Below are 15,353 nucleotides of genomic sequence, written 5' to 3' on the forward strand. Positions count from 1 at the left end.
GGGAGCCATGTCGGAAGACCAGGATCCAGATTCCAAAACGGAAGAGCCGACAGGCAAACGGCTGTCCGAGGCCCGGGGGAAGGGCAACATCCCCAAGTCGCAGGAGGTGCCGCATCTCTTCATGCTGGGCGCGATCCTGGTGCTGGTGGTGGCCGTGCTGCCCTGGACGTTCGGGCGCATCCATAGCGTGCTGGTCCCCTTCATAGAACGGCCGGAGACCATGCCGGTGGACAGGGGCGGGTTGGGCCATCTGCTGACCGAGTTGCTGGGCCAGGTGGCCGTCGCCATGTCCGTGCCCTTCGCCCTGCTGGTGATCGCGGCCTTCCTCGGCTCCGTCCTGCAGGTGGGTTTCGTCTTCAGCGCCGAACGGGTGTTGAGCTTCGACCTCAACCGCTTCAACCCCGTCACCAATCTGCTGAACAAGTTCAAGGTCAGCAACCTGATCGAGTTCGCCAAGTCGGTCATCAAGCTGACGGTTGTCTCGGTCATCGTGCTGCCGGGCCTCATCCCCCTGGGCCACGCCGTGGACCATTTCATCGGCCTGCCGCTGATGGGCCTGGTGAATGAGACCAAGAGCCAGGCGGTGGGCCTGATCTTCCGCGTGCTGATCGCCCTGGGCCTGCTGGCCGGCGCCGACTGGTGGTACCAGCGCTGGAAGTTCATGCGCGACATGCGCATGACCAAGCAGGAAGTGAAGGACGAGCATAAGCAGACGGAAGGCGACCCGCTGATCAAGGGCAAAATCCGCGCCCTGCGCATCCAGCGCGCCCGCAGCCGCATGATGGAGAATGTGCCCAAGGCCGACGTGGTGGTGACCAACCCCACCCACTACGCCATCGCGCTGAAGTACGACCCGCTGACCATGACGGCACCCATGGTGGTGGCCAAGGGCGTGGACTTCATCGCCGCCCGCATCCGCGAGCTGGCGGAGGAGCATGGCATTCCCCTGGTGCCCAACCCGCCGCTGGCCCGCGCCCTGTATGCCACCGCCGAGGTGGACGACGAAATCCCGGCCGAGCATTACAAGGCCGTGGCCCAGGTCATTTCCTATGTCTTCAAGTTGAAGAAGAAGACATTCCCCAAGCGCTGACCTGAAGTGCCCTGCCGGAAGGGTCCCGGCGCCCCCGTTTTATTTCGTCCCCAATTTATTTCAGCGGGCCATCTCGTGCCGCGCGGCCGGTGCTGGTAGGATCGGGGCCCCCGATCCCGAGGTGCCTGCCGGTGGCCGTTTTCCCCTCCCGCCCGTCCTCCGCCCCGTCCGCGACGCCGCCGGAAAACCTGGCTGGCGGGGCGGGCACCAGCGTGGCGTCGGTGGGCGCGGCGCGGGTGGGCCTGGCCCTGGTGGCCGGGGTGCCATTGCTTGCGGCGGCGCTGTTCCTGGCCGCGGCCCTGTCCTGGTGGGGATTGCCGGACCGCACCGCCAGCTTGGCGGCCATCGTCGCCGGCGGCGGCTTTCTGCTGATGGCTTTGCTGGGCGTTCTGTGGCTGCGACAGGTGGCGGCGCGCACCGCCGTGCTGCGCGCGGTGGTGGAGGCGGTGCCCGACGCCCTGGCCGTGGCCAGGTCGGATGGGCGCCTGCTGGCCGCCAACGGCGCCTTCGCCGCACTGGCCAATGCCGTCGATGGTGGGCGGGTGGTCGATATCCTGGCCCGCCATTGCCGGGAGGGGGCCGACAGCCAGCGGCTGCGCGAGTTGGAAGAGGCGGTGCGCCGGGGCGAGGGGGGCGAGGCCTTCGTCGTCTTCGTCGATGACACGTCGGGCCAGGCTGGCGGGGGGCATTCCGCCGGCGGTGTGGGCAGACCGGCGCCGCGCCTGGTGGTGGCGCGGCCCCTGGCCATCACGGGCCAGGCGGGCTTGTCGGAATGGCGGGTGCGCAGCGGTGGCGCCATTCCTGCGCCGGGCAGCCATCCCTGGCGCGAGCTGTGGGACCTGGCGCCCCTGGGCGTCATGCTGGTCGACGGTGCCGGCACCCTGCTGCGCGTGAACCTGACGCTGGCTGATTGGCTGGGCCATACCCGCGACCTGCTGGAGGATGGCAGCCGCCACCTGCGCGACCTGCTGGCCACCCCGCCGCAGGGCGAACTGTTTCCCGGGCGCTTGGCCGGCATGGCGGAGGTGGAGCTGGCGGCGGCCCGCGCGGCCCCCTTGCGCGCCAGCGTGCTGCACGTGGCGTCGTCGTCCGGCGGCAGCCTGATCTTCCTGGGCGACCTTACCCGCGAGACGGCGCGGGAGGAGGAGTTGCGCCGGGCCGAGCAGCGCTTCCAGCGCTTCTTCCAGTTCGCGCCCACCGGCTTCGCCTTCGTGGATGGGGAATTCCGCCTGGCGGAGTGCAACCCCACCTTCCTCACCATGGCCGACCTGCGATTGGGTGACGTGCAGGGCGAACCCATCGCCAGCCTGTTCCAGCCGGAACACCGCGCCAACCTGCTGGCCCGCCTGGGCGAGGTGCTGGAGGGGCGGCAGCCCGTGGGCGCCGGCGGGAGCATGGGCGGCGGCATGGGCACGCCGGTGGAGGCGCGGCTGCGCGGCACGTCGGGCGCCGTGGTGCATGTCTATTCCCGCCGCTTCGACGGCGAGGGCGACGGCGATCGCGGCCTGATCCTGCATCTGGTGGACATGACCGCCCAGAAGAACCTGGAGGCGCAGTTCGTCCAGTCGCAGAAGATGCAGGCCATCGGGCAGCTGGCCGGCGGCGTGGCGCACGACTTCAACAATCTGCTGACGGCCATGATCGGCTTCTGCGACCTGCTGCTGCTGCGGCACAAGCCGGGCGACCAGTCGTTCAGCGACATCATGCAGATCAAGCAGAACGCCAACCGCGCCGCCAACCTGGTGCGCCAGCTGCTGGCCTTCTCCCGCCAGCAGACGCTGCAGCCCCGGGTGCTGAGCATCACCGACGTTCTGGCCGAATTGTCCAACCTGCTGCGGCGCCTGATCGGCGAAAACATCGAGCTGCGCATGCTGCACGGCCGTGACACCGGCCTGGTGCGGGTGGATCAGGGGCAGCTGGAACAGGTCATCATCAACCTGGCGGTGAACGCCCGCGACGCCATGCCCAAGGGCGGGCGGCTGACCATCGTCACCGGCAACCTGCACACGACCGAGCCCATCCGCCATGAGACGGAGGAGATGCCGCCCGGCGACTGGGTGGTGGTGGAGGTGATCGACACCGGCATCGGCATCCCGCCGGAGAACCTGCAGCGCATTTTCGAACCCTTCTTCTCCACCAAGGAGGTGGGGTCGGGCACGGGGCTGGGGCTGTCCACCGTCTATGGCATCGTGCGCCAGACCGGCGGCTTCGTCTTCGTGGAGAGCAAGCCGGGGGAGGGGGCCAAATTCTCCATCCACCTGCCGCGCCTGGACGAGAAGGCGGCACAGGCCGCGCCGGCGGAAGAGGCCAAGGACAAGGCCGCCGCCGACCTCACCGGCATGGGCACCGTGCTGCTGGTGGAGGATGAGGACGCCGTGCGCGTCTTCGGCGCCCGCGCCCTGCGCAACAAGGGCTACACCGTGCTGGAAGCCCGCAGCGGCGAGGAGGCGCTGGACCTGCTGCAGGGGGAACGGGGCGGGGACGTGGACCTTATCGTCAGCGACGTGGTCATGCCCCAGATGGACGGCCCCACCATGATCGAGCAGGTGCGCCGCTTCCGCCCCGACGTGAAGGTCATCTTCATCTCCGGCTATGCCGAGGACCGCTTCCGCCATTCCCTGAAGGACGGCGCCGTGGTCGACTTCCTGCCCAAGCCGTTCAGCCTGAAACAGCTGGCGGCCAAGGTGAAGGAAGTGATGGAAGGCGCCCCGCGCACGGGGGCGTGAAGGCCCGGTTGACTGCAGGCGAATCCAGAACGCGCCCACTAGGCCGCGACCGCGGCCGCCGCAGCTTTCCGGGGAACGCAGTGGACTGGAAAGCGAGGAAGCCCAGCCGGCGGACGCCGGCACCCGGCGCCTGAGGGCATCATAACAAGAACAAAAAAGAACAAACGGCAAACTTTCGAGCTTGGCGAATGAGAACATAGAGGGTACATTCCCCTTCACCGCAGCCGTTGAACGCCCGTTGGCCGTATGCGACAAGAGGGGGACAGCAAGATGTCGGCACCACTTCGTCTGGTAGAAACACCCATGGATAAGCAAAAGGCCCTCGACGCCGCTCTCGGCCAGATCGAACGCGCGTTCGGCAAGGGCTCCATCATGAAGCTCGGCGCCAAGGAGGCGTCGATGGAGGTGGATGCCATCTCCACCGGCTCCCTGGGCCTGGACATCGCGTTGGGCATCGGCGGCCTGCCGCGCGGCCGCATCATCGAGATCTACGGGCCGGAAAGCTCGGGCAAAACCACGCTGGCGCTGCATGCCATCGCCGAGGCCCAGAAGGCCGGCGGCACCTGCGCCTTCGTCGATGCCGAACACGCGCTGGACCCGTCCTACGCCCGCAAGCTGGGCGTGAACGTGGACGACCTGCTGGTCTCCCAGCCTGACGCCGGTGAACAGGCCCTGGAGATCACCGACACGCTGGTGCGCTCCGGCGCCATCGACGTGCTGGTGGTGGACTCGGTGGCGGCCCTGGTGCCGCGCGCCGAACTGGAAGGCGAGATGGGCGACAGCCACGTCGGCCTGCAGGCCCGCCTGATGAGCCAGGCGCTGCGCAAGCTGACCTCGTCCATCTCCAAGTCCAACTGCCTTGTCATCTTCATCAACCAGATCCGCCTGAAGATCGGCGTGATGTTCGGCAACCCGGAGACGACGACCGGCGGTAACGCGCTGAAGTTCTACGCCTCCATCCGCCTGGACATCCGCCGCATCGGCGCCATCAAGGACCGCGACAACGTCGTCGGCAACCAGACCCGCGTGAAGGTGGTGAAGAACAAGCTGGCCCCGCCGTTCCGCGTGGTCGAGTTCGACATCATGTACGGCGAGGGCGTGTCCAAGGTGGGCGAGCTGATCGACCTGGGCATCCAGGCCGGCGTGGTGGAGAAGTCGGGCGCCTGGTTCTCCTACGACGGCCAGCGCGTCGGCCAGGGCCGCGAGAACGCCAAGCAGTTCCTGCGCACCAACCCGGCCATCGCCAAGGCCATCGAGGAAAAGGTCCGCGCCAACGCCGGCCTGGTGGCCGGCGCCATGATGGTGGGCTCGCCCGAAGCCGACGGCGACGCCGACAGCCCCGAGTGACCGGCGCCTCCGGGACATGCGAATGAAAAGGCGGGCCGGGGACGGTCCGCCTTTTCCTCGTCTGCGGGGCATTGTCTGCGGGGCAGGGCTCAGGGCCCCGCCACCTGGCCCAGCATGGTGCGCACCACCAGGCGGTGGAAGGGCATGATCAGGGTGAGATAGGCACGGCCCAGCCAATTGTGGGTGCGCACCACCGTGGTGGCGGTGACCTGCCAGCCGCCCGCCTCTTGGCGCACATCGATCACGGCGCGGAAATCCAGGTGTTTGTCCGCCATGCCCAGCACCACCCGGTCCGGCCCGCTGCTGAGGATGGGGAAGATGCCGATATGGCCGGCGCGCGAAGCCTCCGCCGCCGCCGGCGGCCGGGGCGCCTTCAGGCCCAGCGGCGCCACGATGGCGTTGCGCAGGGCCATCAGCCGGCGCACCCAGTCGGGGGAGGTGCCCATCATGCGTCGGGCTGCGGCCGGGGCATCGATGACGGTCCCGCCAGGGGCCAGCACCAGGCGAAAGGCGTCGGCGAACTGGGCGCCGGGCAGCAGGGCCCAGGTGTCGGCCCCGGGGGTGACTTCGTGCATGGTCATGGCGGGACTTCCTCGCGATCCGCCGGCATTTTACCCGCTCCACCCCCAAAGGTGTAACGCCGCTTAATTGCAGAACTGAGATCAAAAGCGTATCATTCGCACCGATCGCATGAATGCGAAGATCATGGACCCAAAATGGGGGCGGATGATGGTTTCGACCACTGGCGCGTACGGCTATTCCCAGGCGCAAAGCCTGGCTTCTTCGGTGACGCAGCAGACGTCGCTGTTCGGTGGCGCGTCCACCGCCAACGCCCCCAAGACCACCGCTGAAAAGGTCGCCGCCGCCCTGCAAAAGGGCGATACGGCCGGGGCTATCGGTGCCTTCGTCGATGAAAAGACCCTGAAGAAGCTGACCAAGCTGCAGGCCGACGCCACCCAGTTGGACAAGCAGATCAAGCAGAAGTCCGCCGACAACGACAAGAAGGCCGCCCAGGACAAGGTCGATAACGCCAAGCGCCAGCTGAAGGCCCTGCGCATGCGCGCCCAGCTGGCCGCCGCCATGGGCGACAAGCAGGCCGCCGCCCGCATCGCGCGCGAGGCGGCGGACGTGGCCAAGTCCCTGGGCTCCGCCGCGCAGGAATACGCTGGCGCCGTGAAGGACGGCGCCTCGGTCGGCGCCACCGGCGGCGAGTCCTCCGTCGCCACCGGCGCTTCGGGCACCAGCGGGGCCGGCACGGGTGGTGCCACCACCGACATCGCCGGCGTGGGCAGCGACGCCGCCCAAATCCAGGCCACCGCCGCCGGCGCCGGCCAGGCCCCGACCACTTCCACCCAGTCCGCGTCGGCGCAAGCCGCCACCGCAGCCGGTGCCGACGCCACCTTGCAGACGGGCGACGCCCAGGCCGCTGCCAATGACGGCAAGACCGACAAGGCCGGCATCATTCAGGTGCCCGACAGCGAGAAGGACACGGCGGCCCGCAAGGAGCGCATGGATTTCATGGGCAACGTCCGCACCCTGATGGACCAGGCGCGCAGCGTCTACACCCAGGCCAAGCACATCCTGGAGCGCAAGCGCAAGCCGGGCGATCCCCAGGACGCCGACCACAGCGCCCAGGACATCGCCGACGCCGCCAAGCAGGTGGACGCCGCCGACCAGGATCTGGCCGCCGGCACCACCCCCGCCGTGCCCGCGGCGCCCACGGTCATCGCCACGCCCAACAACACCCTGCTGTTGGTCTGATAAGACGCGCTTTCCCAGCTACCATGAGATAATCGTTTTGCTTGGGGATCGCGGTTTCCCAAATAGCGGCCGCATTTTTGCCGGCGATGGCTTTCCTTGCCATCCAAGCCAATTTTCCTTGCTCCCGCAGTTGGGCAAGGATTCATAAATCGGGGAAAAGCCCTATCGCGCCGCTTTTCCTTGTCCCCATACCATGGACAGGTAGCGCGCTCGCAGGCTACAAACCCTGTCCCGGGGTTTTGAGCTACCCCAAGATATTCGCCCGCATGCTTAAGGCTGTTGCCCGATGAAGACCGCCAACGAGATCCGCTCCGCTTTCCTGGACTACTTCGTAAAGAACGGCCACACGGAGGTGGAGTCCAGCCCGCTGGTGCCGCGCAACGATCCGACGTTGATGTTCACCAACGCCGGCATGGTGCAGTTCAAGAACGTCTTCACCGGCAATGAGGTGCGCCCCTATACCCGCGCCACCACCTCGCAGAAGTGCGTGCGCGCCGGGGGCAAGCACAACGACCTGGAGAATGTGGGCTACACCGCCCGGCACCACACCTTCTTCGAGATGCTGGGCAACTTCTCCTTCGGCAACTATTTCAAGGCCGACGCCATCGAGCTGGCCTGGAACCTGATCACCAAGACCTTCGCCCTGCCCAAGGACAAGCTGCTGGTCACGGTCTACCACACCGATGACGAGGCGCACGGCCTGTGGAAGAAGGTGGCCGGCCTGTCGGACGACCGCATCATCCGCATTCCCACGGCCGACAATTTCTGGGCCATGGGCGACACCGGCCCCTGCGGCCCATGCTCCGAGATTTTCTACGATCATGGTGAGGGCATCCCCGGCGGCCCCCCCGGCAGCCCGGACCAGGACGGTGATCGCTTCATCGAAATCTGGAACCTGGTGTTCATGCAGTACGAGCAGGTGACGAAGGAGGAGCGGGTGTCCTTGCCCCGGCCCTCCATCGACACCGGCATGGGCCTGGAGCGCCTGGCGGCGGTGCTGCAGGGCGTGCACGACAATTACGACACCGACCTGATGCGCGCGCTGATCGAGGCGTCGGCCGATGCCACCAACAGCGATCCGTCGGGGGCGCACGCCGTGTCGCACCGCGTGATCGCCGACCATCTGCGCGCCTCCTCCTTCCTCATCGCCGACGGTGTGCTGCCGGCGAACGAGGGGCGCGGCTATGTCCTGCGCCGCATCATGCGCCGCGCCATGCGTCATGCCCATATGATCGGCGCCCGTGACCCGGTGATGTACCGGCTGGTGCCGGCGCTGGTGCGCGAGATGGGCGGCCATTACACCGAGCTGCAGCGCGCCCAGGCCCTGATCACCGAGACCCTGCGGCTGGAGGAAACCCGGTTCAAGCAGACGCTGGACCGCGGCCTGAAGCTGCTGGACGAGGAAGAGGGCAAGCTGGGCGCCGGCCAGCCTTTGGCCGGCGAGGTGGCGTTCAAGCTGTACGACACCTACGGCTTCCCCCTGGACCTGACGCAGGACGTGCTGCGTGGCCGCAACCGCACGGTCGAGGTCGATGGCTTCACCGCCGCCATGGAGCGCCAGCGGGCCGAGGCGCGCAAGGCCTGGGCCGGCAGCGGCGAGGCCGCGACCGAGCGCGTGTGGTTCGAGCTGAAGGATGAGCTGGGCGCCACCGAGTTCCTGGGCTACGACACCGAGAACGCCGAGGGCAAGGTCACGGCCGTGCTGGACCGCCAAGGCAACAAGCTGGACAAGGCCACCGCCGGCCAGGACGTCATCGTCCTGGTGAACCAGACGCCGTTCTATGGCGAGTCCGGCGGCCAGGTGGGCGACAGCGGCGTGATCTTTGGCGCCGGTGGCGTCGAGGTGGCCGTCAGCGACACGCAGAAGAAGCTGGGCGCCGTCTTCGCCCACATCGGCACCGTCACCCACGGCACCCTGGCCCCGGGCCAGTTGGTGGAGCTGCGGGTGAATGGCCGCCGCCGGGGCGACATCCGCGCCAACCACTCCGCCACCCACCTGCTGCACGAGGCCCTGCGCCAGCGCCTGGGCGAGCATGTCACGCAGAAGGGCTCGCTCGTGTCGGCCGAGCGCCTGCGCTTCGACATCAGCCAGCCGACGCCGCTGTCGGACGATGACGTGCGCGTGGTCGAGGCGGCGGTGAACGCCCGCATCCTGGGCAACAGCGAGGTCGTCACCCGCCTGATGACCCCGGCCGAGGCCATTGAGCAGGGCGCCATGGCCCTGTTCGGCGAGAAGTATGGCGACGAGGTCCGCGTCGTCAGCATGGGCGGACAGGACGAAGGCCTGAACCGTCAGTACTCCGTGGAGCTGTGCGGCGGCACCCATGTGCGCCGTACCGGTGACATCGGCCTGTTCAAGATCGTGTCGGAGGGCGCCGTCTCCGCTGGCGTGCGCCGTATCGAGGCGCTGACCGGCCGGGGCGCGTTCGAGTATCTGGAAGGGCAGGAGGGCCGCCTGCTGGCCGCCGCCGGCGCCCTGAAGGTGTCCGCCGCCGAGGTGCCGGCCCGCGTCGCCACCCTGGTGGAGGAACGCCGCCGCCTGGAAAAGGAAGTGGCCGACCTGAAGCGCCAGCTGGCCCTGGGCGGGGGCGGCGGTGCCGCCGCCACGCCGGAGAAGGTGATCAACGGCGTTAAGCTGTCAGCCCGCGTGCTGGACGGCATCGAGGCCAAGGACCTGAAGCCCCTGGCCGATGAGATCAAGGGCCAGCTCGGCAGCGGCATCGTCCTGCTGGTGGCCAAGGGCGAAGGTAAAGTCACCCTGGTGGCCGGCGTGACCGCCGACCTCACGGGCCGCTTCAACGCCGTGGACCTGGTGAAGGCCGCGGCGGCGGCCGTGGGCGGCAAGGGCGGCGGCGGCCGCCCCGACATGGCCCAGGCCGGCGGCAGCGAGCCCGACAAGGCCGACGCCGCCGTGGCGGCGGTCGAGGCGGCGCTCGCCGGCTAATCGCTACTCCTCAAGCAGCGGCATGAGAATTTTCTCATGCCGCTGTAGGACGCGACTGCGTCTGCCGGAACTTTTCGGGTAGCGTAGCGGACTGAAAAGTGAGGACAAGCCAAGGGCGCGGATGCGCCTGCCCGGCGTCTGAGGGAACGCGCACATGAAATTCCAGGGCACGGAAAACTACGTCGCGACCGATGACCTGCGGGTCGCCGTCAACGCCGCCGTCACCTTGCAGCGCCCTCTCCTGGTGAAGGGGGAGCCGGGGACGGGCAAGACCGTGCTGGCGCAGGAGGTGGCGAACGCTCTGGGCCGGCCGCTGCTGCAATGGCATGTGAAGTCCACCACCAAGGCGCAGCAAGGCCTGTACGAGTACGACGCCGTCAGCCGCCTGCGCGATGGCCAGTTGGGCGACGCCCGCGTCAACGACATCGCCAACTACATCCGCAAGGGCAAGCTGTGGGAGGCGTTCGAGGCCGACGTGGCCCCCGTGCTGCTGATCGATGAGATCGACAAGGCGGACATCGAGTTCCCCAACGACCTGCTGCAGGAACTCGACCGCATGGAATTCTTCGTTTACGAGACGGGGCAGACCATCAAGGCGCGGCAGCGGCCGGTGGTCATCATTACGTCGAACAACGAGAAGGAACTGCCGGACGCCTTCCTGCGCCGCTGCTTCTTCCATTACATCCGCTTCCCCGATGCGGAAACCATGGCCCGCATCGTCGAGGTGCATTTCCCCAAGCTGAAGCAAGACCTGCTGCGCGATGCCCTGACCCTGTTCTATGAGGTGCGCGAGGTGCCGGGCCTGAAGAAAAAGCCCTCCACCTCCGAACTGCTGGACTGGATCAAGCTGCTGATGATTGAGGATATCGACCCGGCGGTGCTGCGCCAGCGTGACGTGAAGAAATCCATCCCACCCCTGCACGGCGCCCTGCTGAAGAACGAGCAGGACGTGCATCTGTTCGAGCGCCTGGCCTTCCTGGCGCGGCGGGAGCGGGATTGAGGGCAGGCGTCATGCTGCGCTGCGATGTTTGCTTTTAACGCAAATCTCCCCAGCTTTGGGCACGGTTGAATAGAGAAATGGCGGGCTTCCAGCCCCCTTAGGGTAGGCAGCAGCACCAGCATGTGTGCACTGCAACATTCGTCACAGCACAGTTCCACCTGTTTGCGCTAACACTGTTGACATCTCAACAGCGGGCGAAGGATTGCGGTCATGATTGCCGGTGCCGTGCGGCGGTGGATGGTGGCTTTGGCGCTGGGCGGGCTGGCGGCGGTGCCACGGGTGGCCCATGCCGGGGCCGGACTGGGCTTGGAGATGGTGTGCGCCGACGCGGTGAACGCCGCCCCGGTGGTGGACCGGCTTCCCCCCTTCGCCCGGATGCTGGGCCTGATGCCGGCGCACCCCGCGCCGGTGCCCACGGCCGCCTGCGCGGCGGGGTACCAGGCGCTGTGGACGCCCAAATCCGCGCCTGTCCCTGAAACGCCAGTCGGGGCTGAAACCCCACCCGGCACGATCCTGGGACCGCAGGCCTTCGATGGCCTGGCCGGGGCGCGCGATCTGGGGCTTTACACCCACTATGCCGGTGCCCTGCTGGCGGGCCTGCCCGCTGATCTGGCGGCGCGGGGGGATCGGATGCGGACCGCCGCCGTGACCCGGCTCATCATCATTGGCCAGAGCTTGGCCGCAAGCGCTTACCGCCCGGTCGCGGCCCTGCACCGCGCCTATCGCGATCCCACGGAACCGTCGCCCGTGCGCATGGCCCGTCTGCTGCGTCCCGAGGTGGACACGCAGAGCCCCTGAAGGCGTAGGGCTGTGAGTTGGGTAACGATGCCAGCCCCAGCGCTTTGCGGGAGCTTGAGCGGACAGTACCCGTTTCAATGCGCGGCCCGCCCATTGGCTAATTTATCCGATATGCAATTTTTTACTGCGCGCGCTGACTCCTGTATACTCACGAAATGCAATCGGTTGTATAATTACTATTGTATGCTAACAAGTATATATTAGAGATATTGTGCTCAAGATTTCAGTATTTTTTCCGTTTTGTCGGCGCGGATTCCTCATGCTATGCTTTAGGATATGTTGGATGTACCTTGCTTAATGTGGGCTGTTAGCACTTCGTTAATGTCGCATAGGGGATCATCCGGCCTAAGATATTAACTCCACGGGCTAGAGATGATGAACTTCCTATCCAGCATGAAGGTCGGGCGGAAGCTGGCGGCCGCTTTCACGATCATCGTCGCCATCACCTTGATCGCTTCGGGCATCAACTACCGGGCGCTGTCCACCATTCGCGACACCACGCAGTGGACCGACCATACCTATAAGGTGCTGGAACGGCTTGGCCACGTCATGGCGGCCATGGTCGATCGGGAATCTGGCCTGCGCGGCTATCTGATCGGCGCCGACGCCAAGTTCCTGGAGCCTTATCAGAAGGGCCAAGTGGCGTTCGAGGCGGCGTTTGCGGAGGTCAAGTCCCTGACCGCGGACAACGCCGCCCAACAGGCGCGCCTGGATGAACTGCGCCGGCTGGAGCAAGCGTGGCGGCAAGAGGTGGCGGACGCGGAAATCGGGCTGATGGCCAAGCCGGAAACCATGGAGCAGGCGCGCAAGCTGGCGGCCAGCGGTATCGGCAAGGTGCATATGGACCCCATCCGCGCCAAGGTGGCGGAGATCGACAAGGTGGAGCGCGACCTGCTGGCGCAGCGGGCGACGGTCCAGGCCGACGCGCTCACGACGGCCATGACCGTCGCGCTGGTCAGCAGCGGCCTGTCCATCCTTCTCGCCGTTGTCATGGCTTGGGGGCTGACCCGGTTGGTGGCCTCGCCCATCGTCGGCATGACCGCCGTGATGCAGCGCCTGGCGGATGGCGACACCCGGGTGGAGGTGCCGGCCCGTGACCGCGAGGACGAGGTGGGCGGCATGGCCCGGGCCGTCGCTGTCTTCAAGGACAACATGCAGGAGGCGGACCGGCTGCGGACGGAGCAGGAGGCGCTGAAGCAGCGCGCGGAGAAAGAGCGCCGGCAGGCGATGCTGGACCTGGCGGGCGCCTTCGAAAGCCGGGTCGGCGGCATCGTCAACGGCGTGACGGCCCAGGCCACGGAATTGCTGGCCACGGCGCAGACCCTGAATTCCTCTTCCGGCCATGTGGCCCGTGAGGCGGGCACCGTTGCCGCCGCCTCCATGCAGGCGACACAGAATGTGCAGACGGTGGCGGCGGCGACGGAAGAACTGTCCGCCTCCATCCAGGAAATCACCCTGCAGGTCTCGCGGTCCAGCCAGATGATTTCCAGCGCCGTCGGCCAGGCCGGGCGGACCAATGAGGAAGTGCAGGGCCTGATGCAGTCGGCCCAGCGCATCGGCGAAGTGGTGACCCTGATCAACGACATCGCCAGCCGCACCAATCTCCTGGCCCTGAACGCCACCATCGAGGCGGCCCGCGCGGGCGATGCCGGCAAGGGCTTCGCCATCGTCGCGTCGGAGGTCAAGTCCCTGGCCACCCAGACGGCCCAGGCCACGGAGGAAATCCGGGCGCAGATCGCCGGCATGCAGGCGGCGACGGAAACCTCGGCCAGGTCCATTCAGGGCATCGTGGAGATCATCAGCCAGGTGGACCAGGCGGCCACCACCATCGCCTCGGCGGTGGAGGAACAGGCCGCCACCACCAATGAGATCACGCGCAACGTCCAGCAGGCGGCCCAGGGAACCAACGATGTCAGCCAGACCATCTCGCGCGTCAGCGACGCGGCGCAAGAGACCGGGGGCGCCGCCGGCGAGGTGCACACGGCGGCCAACGATCTCAGCAAGAACGGCGAACTGCTGAAGCAGCAGGTCGACACCTTCCTGCGGGAGATCCGCGCCGCGTGAGGCGGGGAATGACTTGGGACCAGGGCCCGGGGGTGGGAGGCGTTCCTGAATGAACGCGGCCCGCCCCCGGGGCTCATGAACTGCCACGATGCCGGACTTCTTGGGCGGGGCCAGGGCGGCATAACAGGAAAGCGGGGAAAGAGATGTTCGGATTTTCAAAAAACAACGACGCCATCAATCGTAAAATCGCGGCCATTGACGCCCTTCGCGCCAAGGTGATGGTGGCGGACGAGGATCTCAATATCGTCTACGTGAATCCATCCGTGGTCGCCTTGCTTCGGGATGTGGAGCAGGACCTGCGCAAGGAATTGCCGCGCCTGAACGTGGACCGCCTGGTCGGCAGCAACATCGACATCTTCCACAAGAACCCGGCGCATCAGCGAGGCATGCTGGCCAAGCTGGCCAAGCCCCATGCCGCCACCATCAAGGTCGCCAGCCACCAGTTCGACCTGCTGGTCACGCCGCTGAGCGAGAACGGCCGGCGCATCGGCTTCGTGGTCGAGTGGGCGGACGCCAAGGAGCGGCTGGAGAACCTGGATTACGCCGGGCAGATTGCCGCCATCCGGCGGTCGCAGGCGGTCATCGAATTCACCACCGACGGCATCATCACCAAGGCCAACGACAATTTCCTGACGGTCATGGAGTATCGCCTGGAGGAGGTCGTGGGCAAGCACCACCAGATGTTCGTCGACCGCGACTACGGCGCCACGGCGGAGTACCGCCAGTTCTGGGAATCGCTGAAACGCGGCGAGTTCAAGGCTGCGCAGTTCAAGCGCGTCTCCAAGTCCGGCAAGGCCGTCTGGATCGAGGGTGCCTACAACCCGATCTTCGATGAGAAGGGGCAGGTGACCAAGGTGGTGAAATTCGCCGTGGACGTGACGGCCCAGGTCAACCTCCTGAACAACCTGAAGGTGCTGATCGACCAGAACTTCGGCGAGATCGAACGGGCGATCGGCCAGTCGACGCGCGAGGCCTCGTCGGCCGGGGTCGCGGCGGGCACCACGGCCAGCAGTGTGCAGATGGTGGCGGCCAGCGCCGAGGAGCTGGCGGCCTCCATCGCCGAGATCTCGCAGAGCATGTCGCGCGCCCGCACCGCCACCGACAGCGCGTTCGACCGCACCGTGCAGGTGGGCGAAAGCACCGACCGGCTGGCGGCGGCGGCCCAGGCCATGAACGGCATCGTCGGGCTGATCAACAACATCGCCGGGCAGATCAACCTGCTGGCCCTGAACGCCACCATCGAGGCGGCCCGCGCGGGCGAGGCTGGCAAGGGCTTCGCCGTCGTGGCCAGCGAGGTCAAGAACCTGGCCAACCAGTCGGCCAAGGCCACCGAGCAGATTTCGGGTGAGATCGAGGGGATACAGTCCACCTCCGCCGAGGTCGCGGGCGCGCTGAACGCCATCCGCGAGGCTGTCTCCACCGTGCGTGAGCATGTGTCCGGGACGGCCGCCGCCGTGGAGGAGCAGAGCGCCGTCACGCGCAGCATGTCCACCAACATGCACAGCGCCTCCAGCGCCGTCTCCACGGTGACGACCAACGTCACGGCCATTTCCGCCGCCATCGGCCAGGTCGCCGCCGCCGTGGACAAGACCAAGGAGGCGGCGCAGGTGCTCGTGCGCTGAC

At 67.1% G+C, this 15,353-nt stretch carries 10 protein-coding genes; 9 read left to right on the forward strand and 1 reads right to left on the reverse strand.

Features of this window, described 5'->3' with window-relative positions:
* Positions 1–7: 7 nt before the first annotated feature.
* The 3 genes from flhB (at position 8) to recA (ending at position 5,163) form a co-directional block, all read left to right on the forward strand.
* On the forward strand, positions 8–1,090 hold the full coding sequence (flhB, locus tag FBZ88_RS03945) for a flagellar biosynthesis protein FlhB (protein WP_145615524.1): 1,083 nt from the start codon (positions 8–10) through the stop codon (positions 1,088–1,090).
* A 131-nt stretch (positions 1,091–1,221) separates the two neighbouring features.
* A complete protein-coding gene (locus tag FBZ88_RS03950; RefSeq protein WP_281290102.1) occupies positions 1,222–3,816 on the forward strand; it encodes a hybrid sensor histidine kinase/response regulator in 2,595 nt (864 codons plus the stop codon).
* A gap of 270 nt (positions 3,817–4,086) precedes the next feature.
* On the forward strand, positions 4,087–5,163 hold the full coding sequence (recA, locus tag FBZ88_RS03955) for a recombinase RecA (protein WP_145609610.1): 1,077 nt from the start codon (positions 4,087–4,089) through the stop codon (positions 5,161–5,163).
* An 89-nt stretch (positions 5,164–5,252) separates the two neighbouring features.
* Here recA and FBZ88_RS03960 read toward each other — a convergent pair whose 3' ends face one another.
* The gene (locus FBZ88_RS03960; protein WP_145615525.1) at positions 5,253–5,744 is read right to left on the reverse strand and encodes a DUF2867 domain-containing protein; all 492 of its coding nucleotides are present in this window, start codon (positions 5,742–5,744) and stop codon (positions 5,253–5,255) included.
* Between the two features lie 145 nt (positions 5,745–5,889).
* Between FBZ88_RS03960 and FBZ88_RS03965 the strand changes: the two genes are divergently transcribed.
* The 6 genes from FBZ88_RS03965 to FBZ88_RS03990 all read left to right on the forward strand — a co-directional run bounded on the left by FBZ88_RS03965 (position 5,890) and on the right by FBZ88_RS03990 (position 15,352).
* Entirely contained in the window at positions 5,890–6,924 is a 1,035-nt protein-coding gene (locus FBZ88_RS03965) for a hypothetical protein (protein WP_145615526.1), read from the forward strand.
* A gap of 286 nt (positions 6,925–7,210) precedes the next feature.
* Positions 7,211–9,868 carry an alanine--tRNA ligase gene (alaS, locus tag FBZ88_RS03970; protein ID WP_145615527.1) on the forward strand — a complete coding sequence of 886 codons (2,658 nt, stop codon included), beginning with the start codon at positions 7,211–7,213 and terminating at the stop codon, positions 9,866–9,868.
* A gap of 154 nt (positions 9,869–10,022) precedes the next feature.
* Complete coding sequence (locus FBZ88_RS03975; RefSeq protein WP_145615528.1) at positions 10,023–10,868, forward strand: AAA family ATPase; 846 nt, start codon at positions 10,023–10,025, stop codon at positions 10,866–10,868.
* Between the two features lie 210 nt (positions 10,869–11,078).
* Positions 11,079–11,666, forward strand: a complete 588-nt coding sequence (locus tag FBZ88_RS03980) for a hypothetical protein (RefSeq protein ID WP_145615529.1) — start codon at positions 11,079–11,081, stop codon at positions 11,664–11,666.
* A 372-nt stretch (positions 11,667–12,038) separates the two neighbouring features.
* Complete coding sequence (locus FBZ88_RS03985) at positions 12,039–13,730, forward strand: methyl-accepting chemotaxis protein (protein WP_145615530.1); 1,692 nt, start codon at positions 12,039–12,041, stop codon at positions 13,728–13,730.
* Positions 13,731–13,873: 143 nt separating this feature from the next.
* Positions 13,874–15,352: a methyl-accepting chemotaxis protein gene (locus FBZ88_RS03990; protein ID WP_145615531.1), complete on the forward strand. Its 1,479-nt coding sequence runs from the start codon at positions 13,874–13,876 to the stop codon at positions 15,350–15,352.
* Position 15,353 lies beyond the last annotated feature (1 nt).

The organism is Nitrospirillum bahiense (assembly GCF_007828025.1).
GTDB lineage: Bacteria > Pseudomonadota > Alphaproteobacteria > Azospirillales > Azospirillaceae > Nitrospirillum > Nitrospirillum amazonense.

What these genes read in the sequence shown, in the direction of transcription:
- flhB (WP_145615524.1), top strand. Translation starts at nt 8, where the DNA reads ATGTCGGAAGACCAGGATCCAGATTCCAAAACGGAAGAGCCGACAGGC.
- recA (WP_145609610.1), top strand. Translation starts at nt 4,087, where the DNA reads ATGTCGGCACCACTTCGTCTGGTAGAAACACCCATGGATAAGCAAAAG.
- FBZ88_RS03960 (WP_145615525.1), bottom strand. Translation starts at nt 5,744, where the DNA reads ATGACCATGCACGAAGTCACCCCCGGGGCCGACACCTGGGCCCTGCTG.
- FBZ88_RS03965 (WP_145615526.1), top strand. Translation starts at nt 5,890, where the DNA reads ATGATGGTTTCGACCACTGGCGCGTACGGCTATTCCCAGGCGCAAAGC.
- alaS (WP_145615527.1), top strand. Translation starts at nt 7,211, where the DNA reads ATGAAGACCGCCAACGAGATCCGCTCCGCTTTCCTGGACTACTTCGTA.
- FBZ88_RS03975 (WP_145615528.1), top strand. Translation starts at nt 10,023, where the DNA reads ATGAAATTCCAGGGCACGGAAAACTACGTCGCGACCGATGACCTGCGG.
- FBZ88_RS03980 (WP_145615529.1), top strand. Translation starts at nt 11,079, where the DNA reads ATGATTGCCGGTGCCGTGCGGCGGTGGATGGTGGCTTTGGCGCTGGGC.
- FBZ88_RS03985 (WP_145615530.1), top strand. Translation starts at nt 12,039, where the DNA reads ATGATGAACTTCCTATCCAGCATGAAGGTCGGGCGGAAGCTGGCGGCC.
- FBZ88_RS03990 (WP_145615531.1), top strand. Translation starts at nt 13,874, where the DNA reads ATGTTCGGATTTTCAAAAAACAACGACGCCATCAATCGTAAAATCGCG.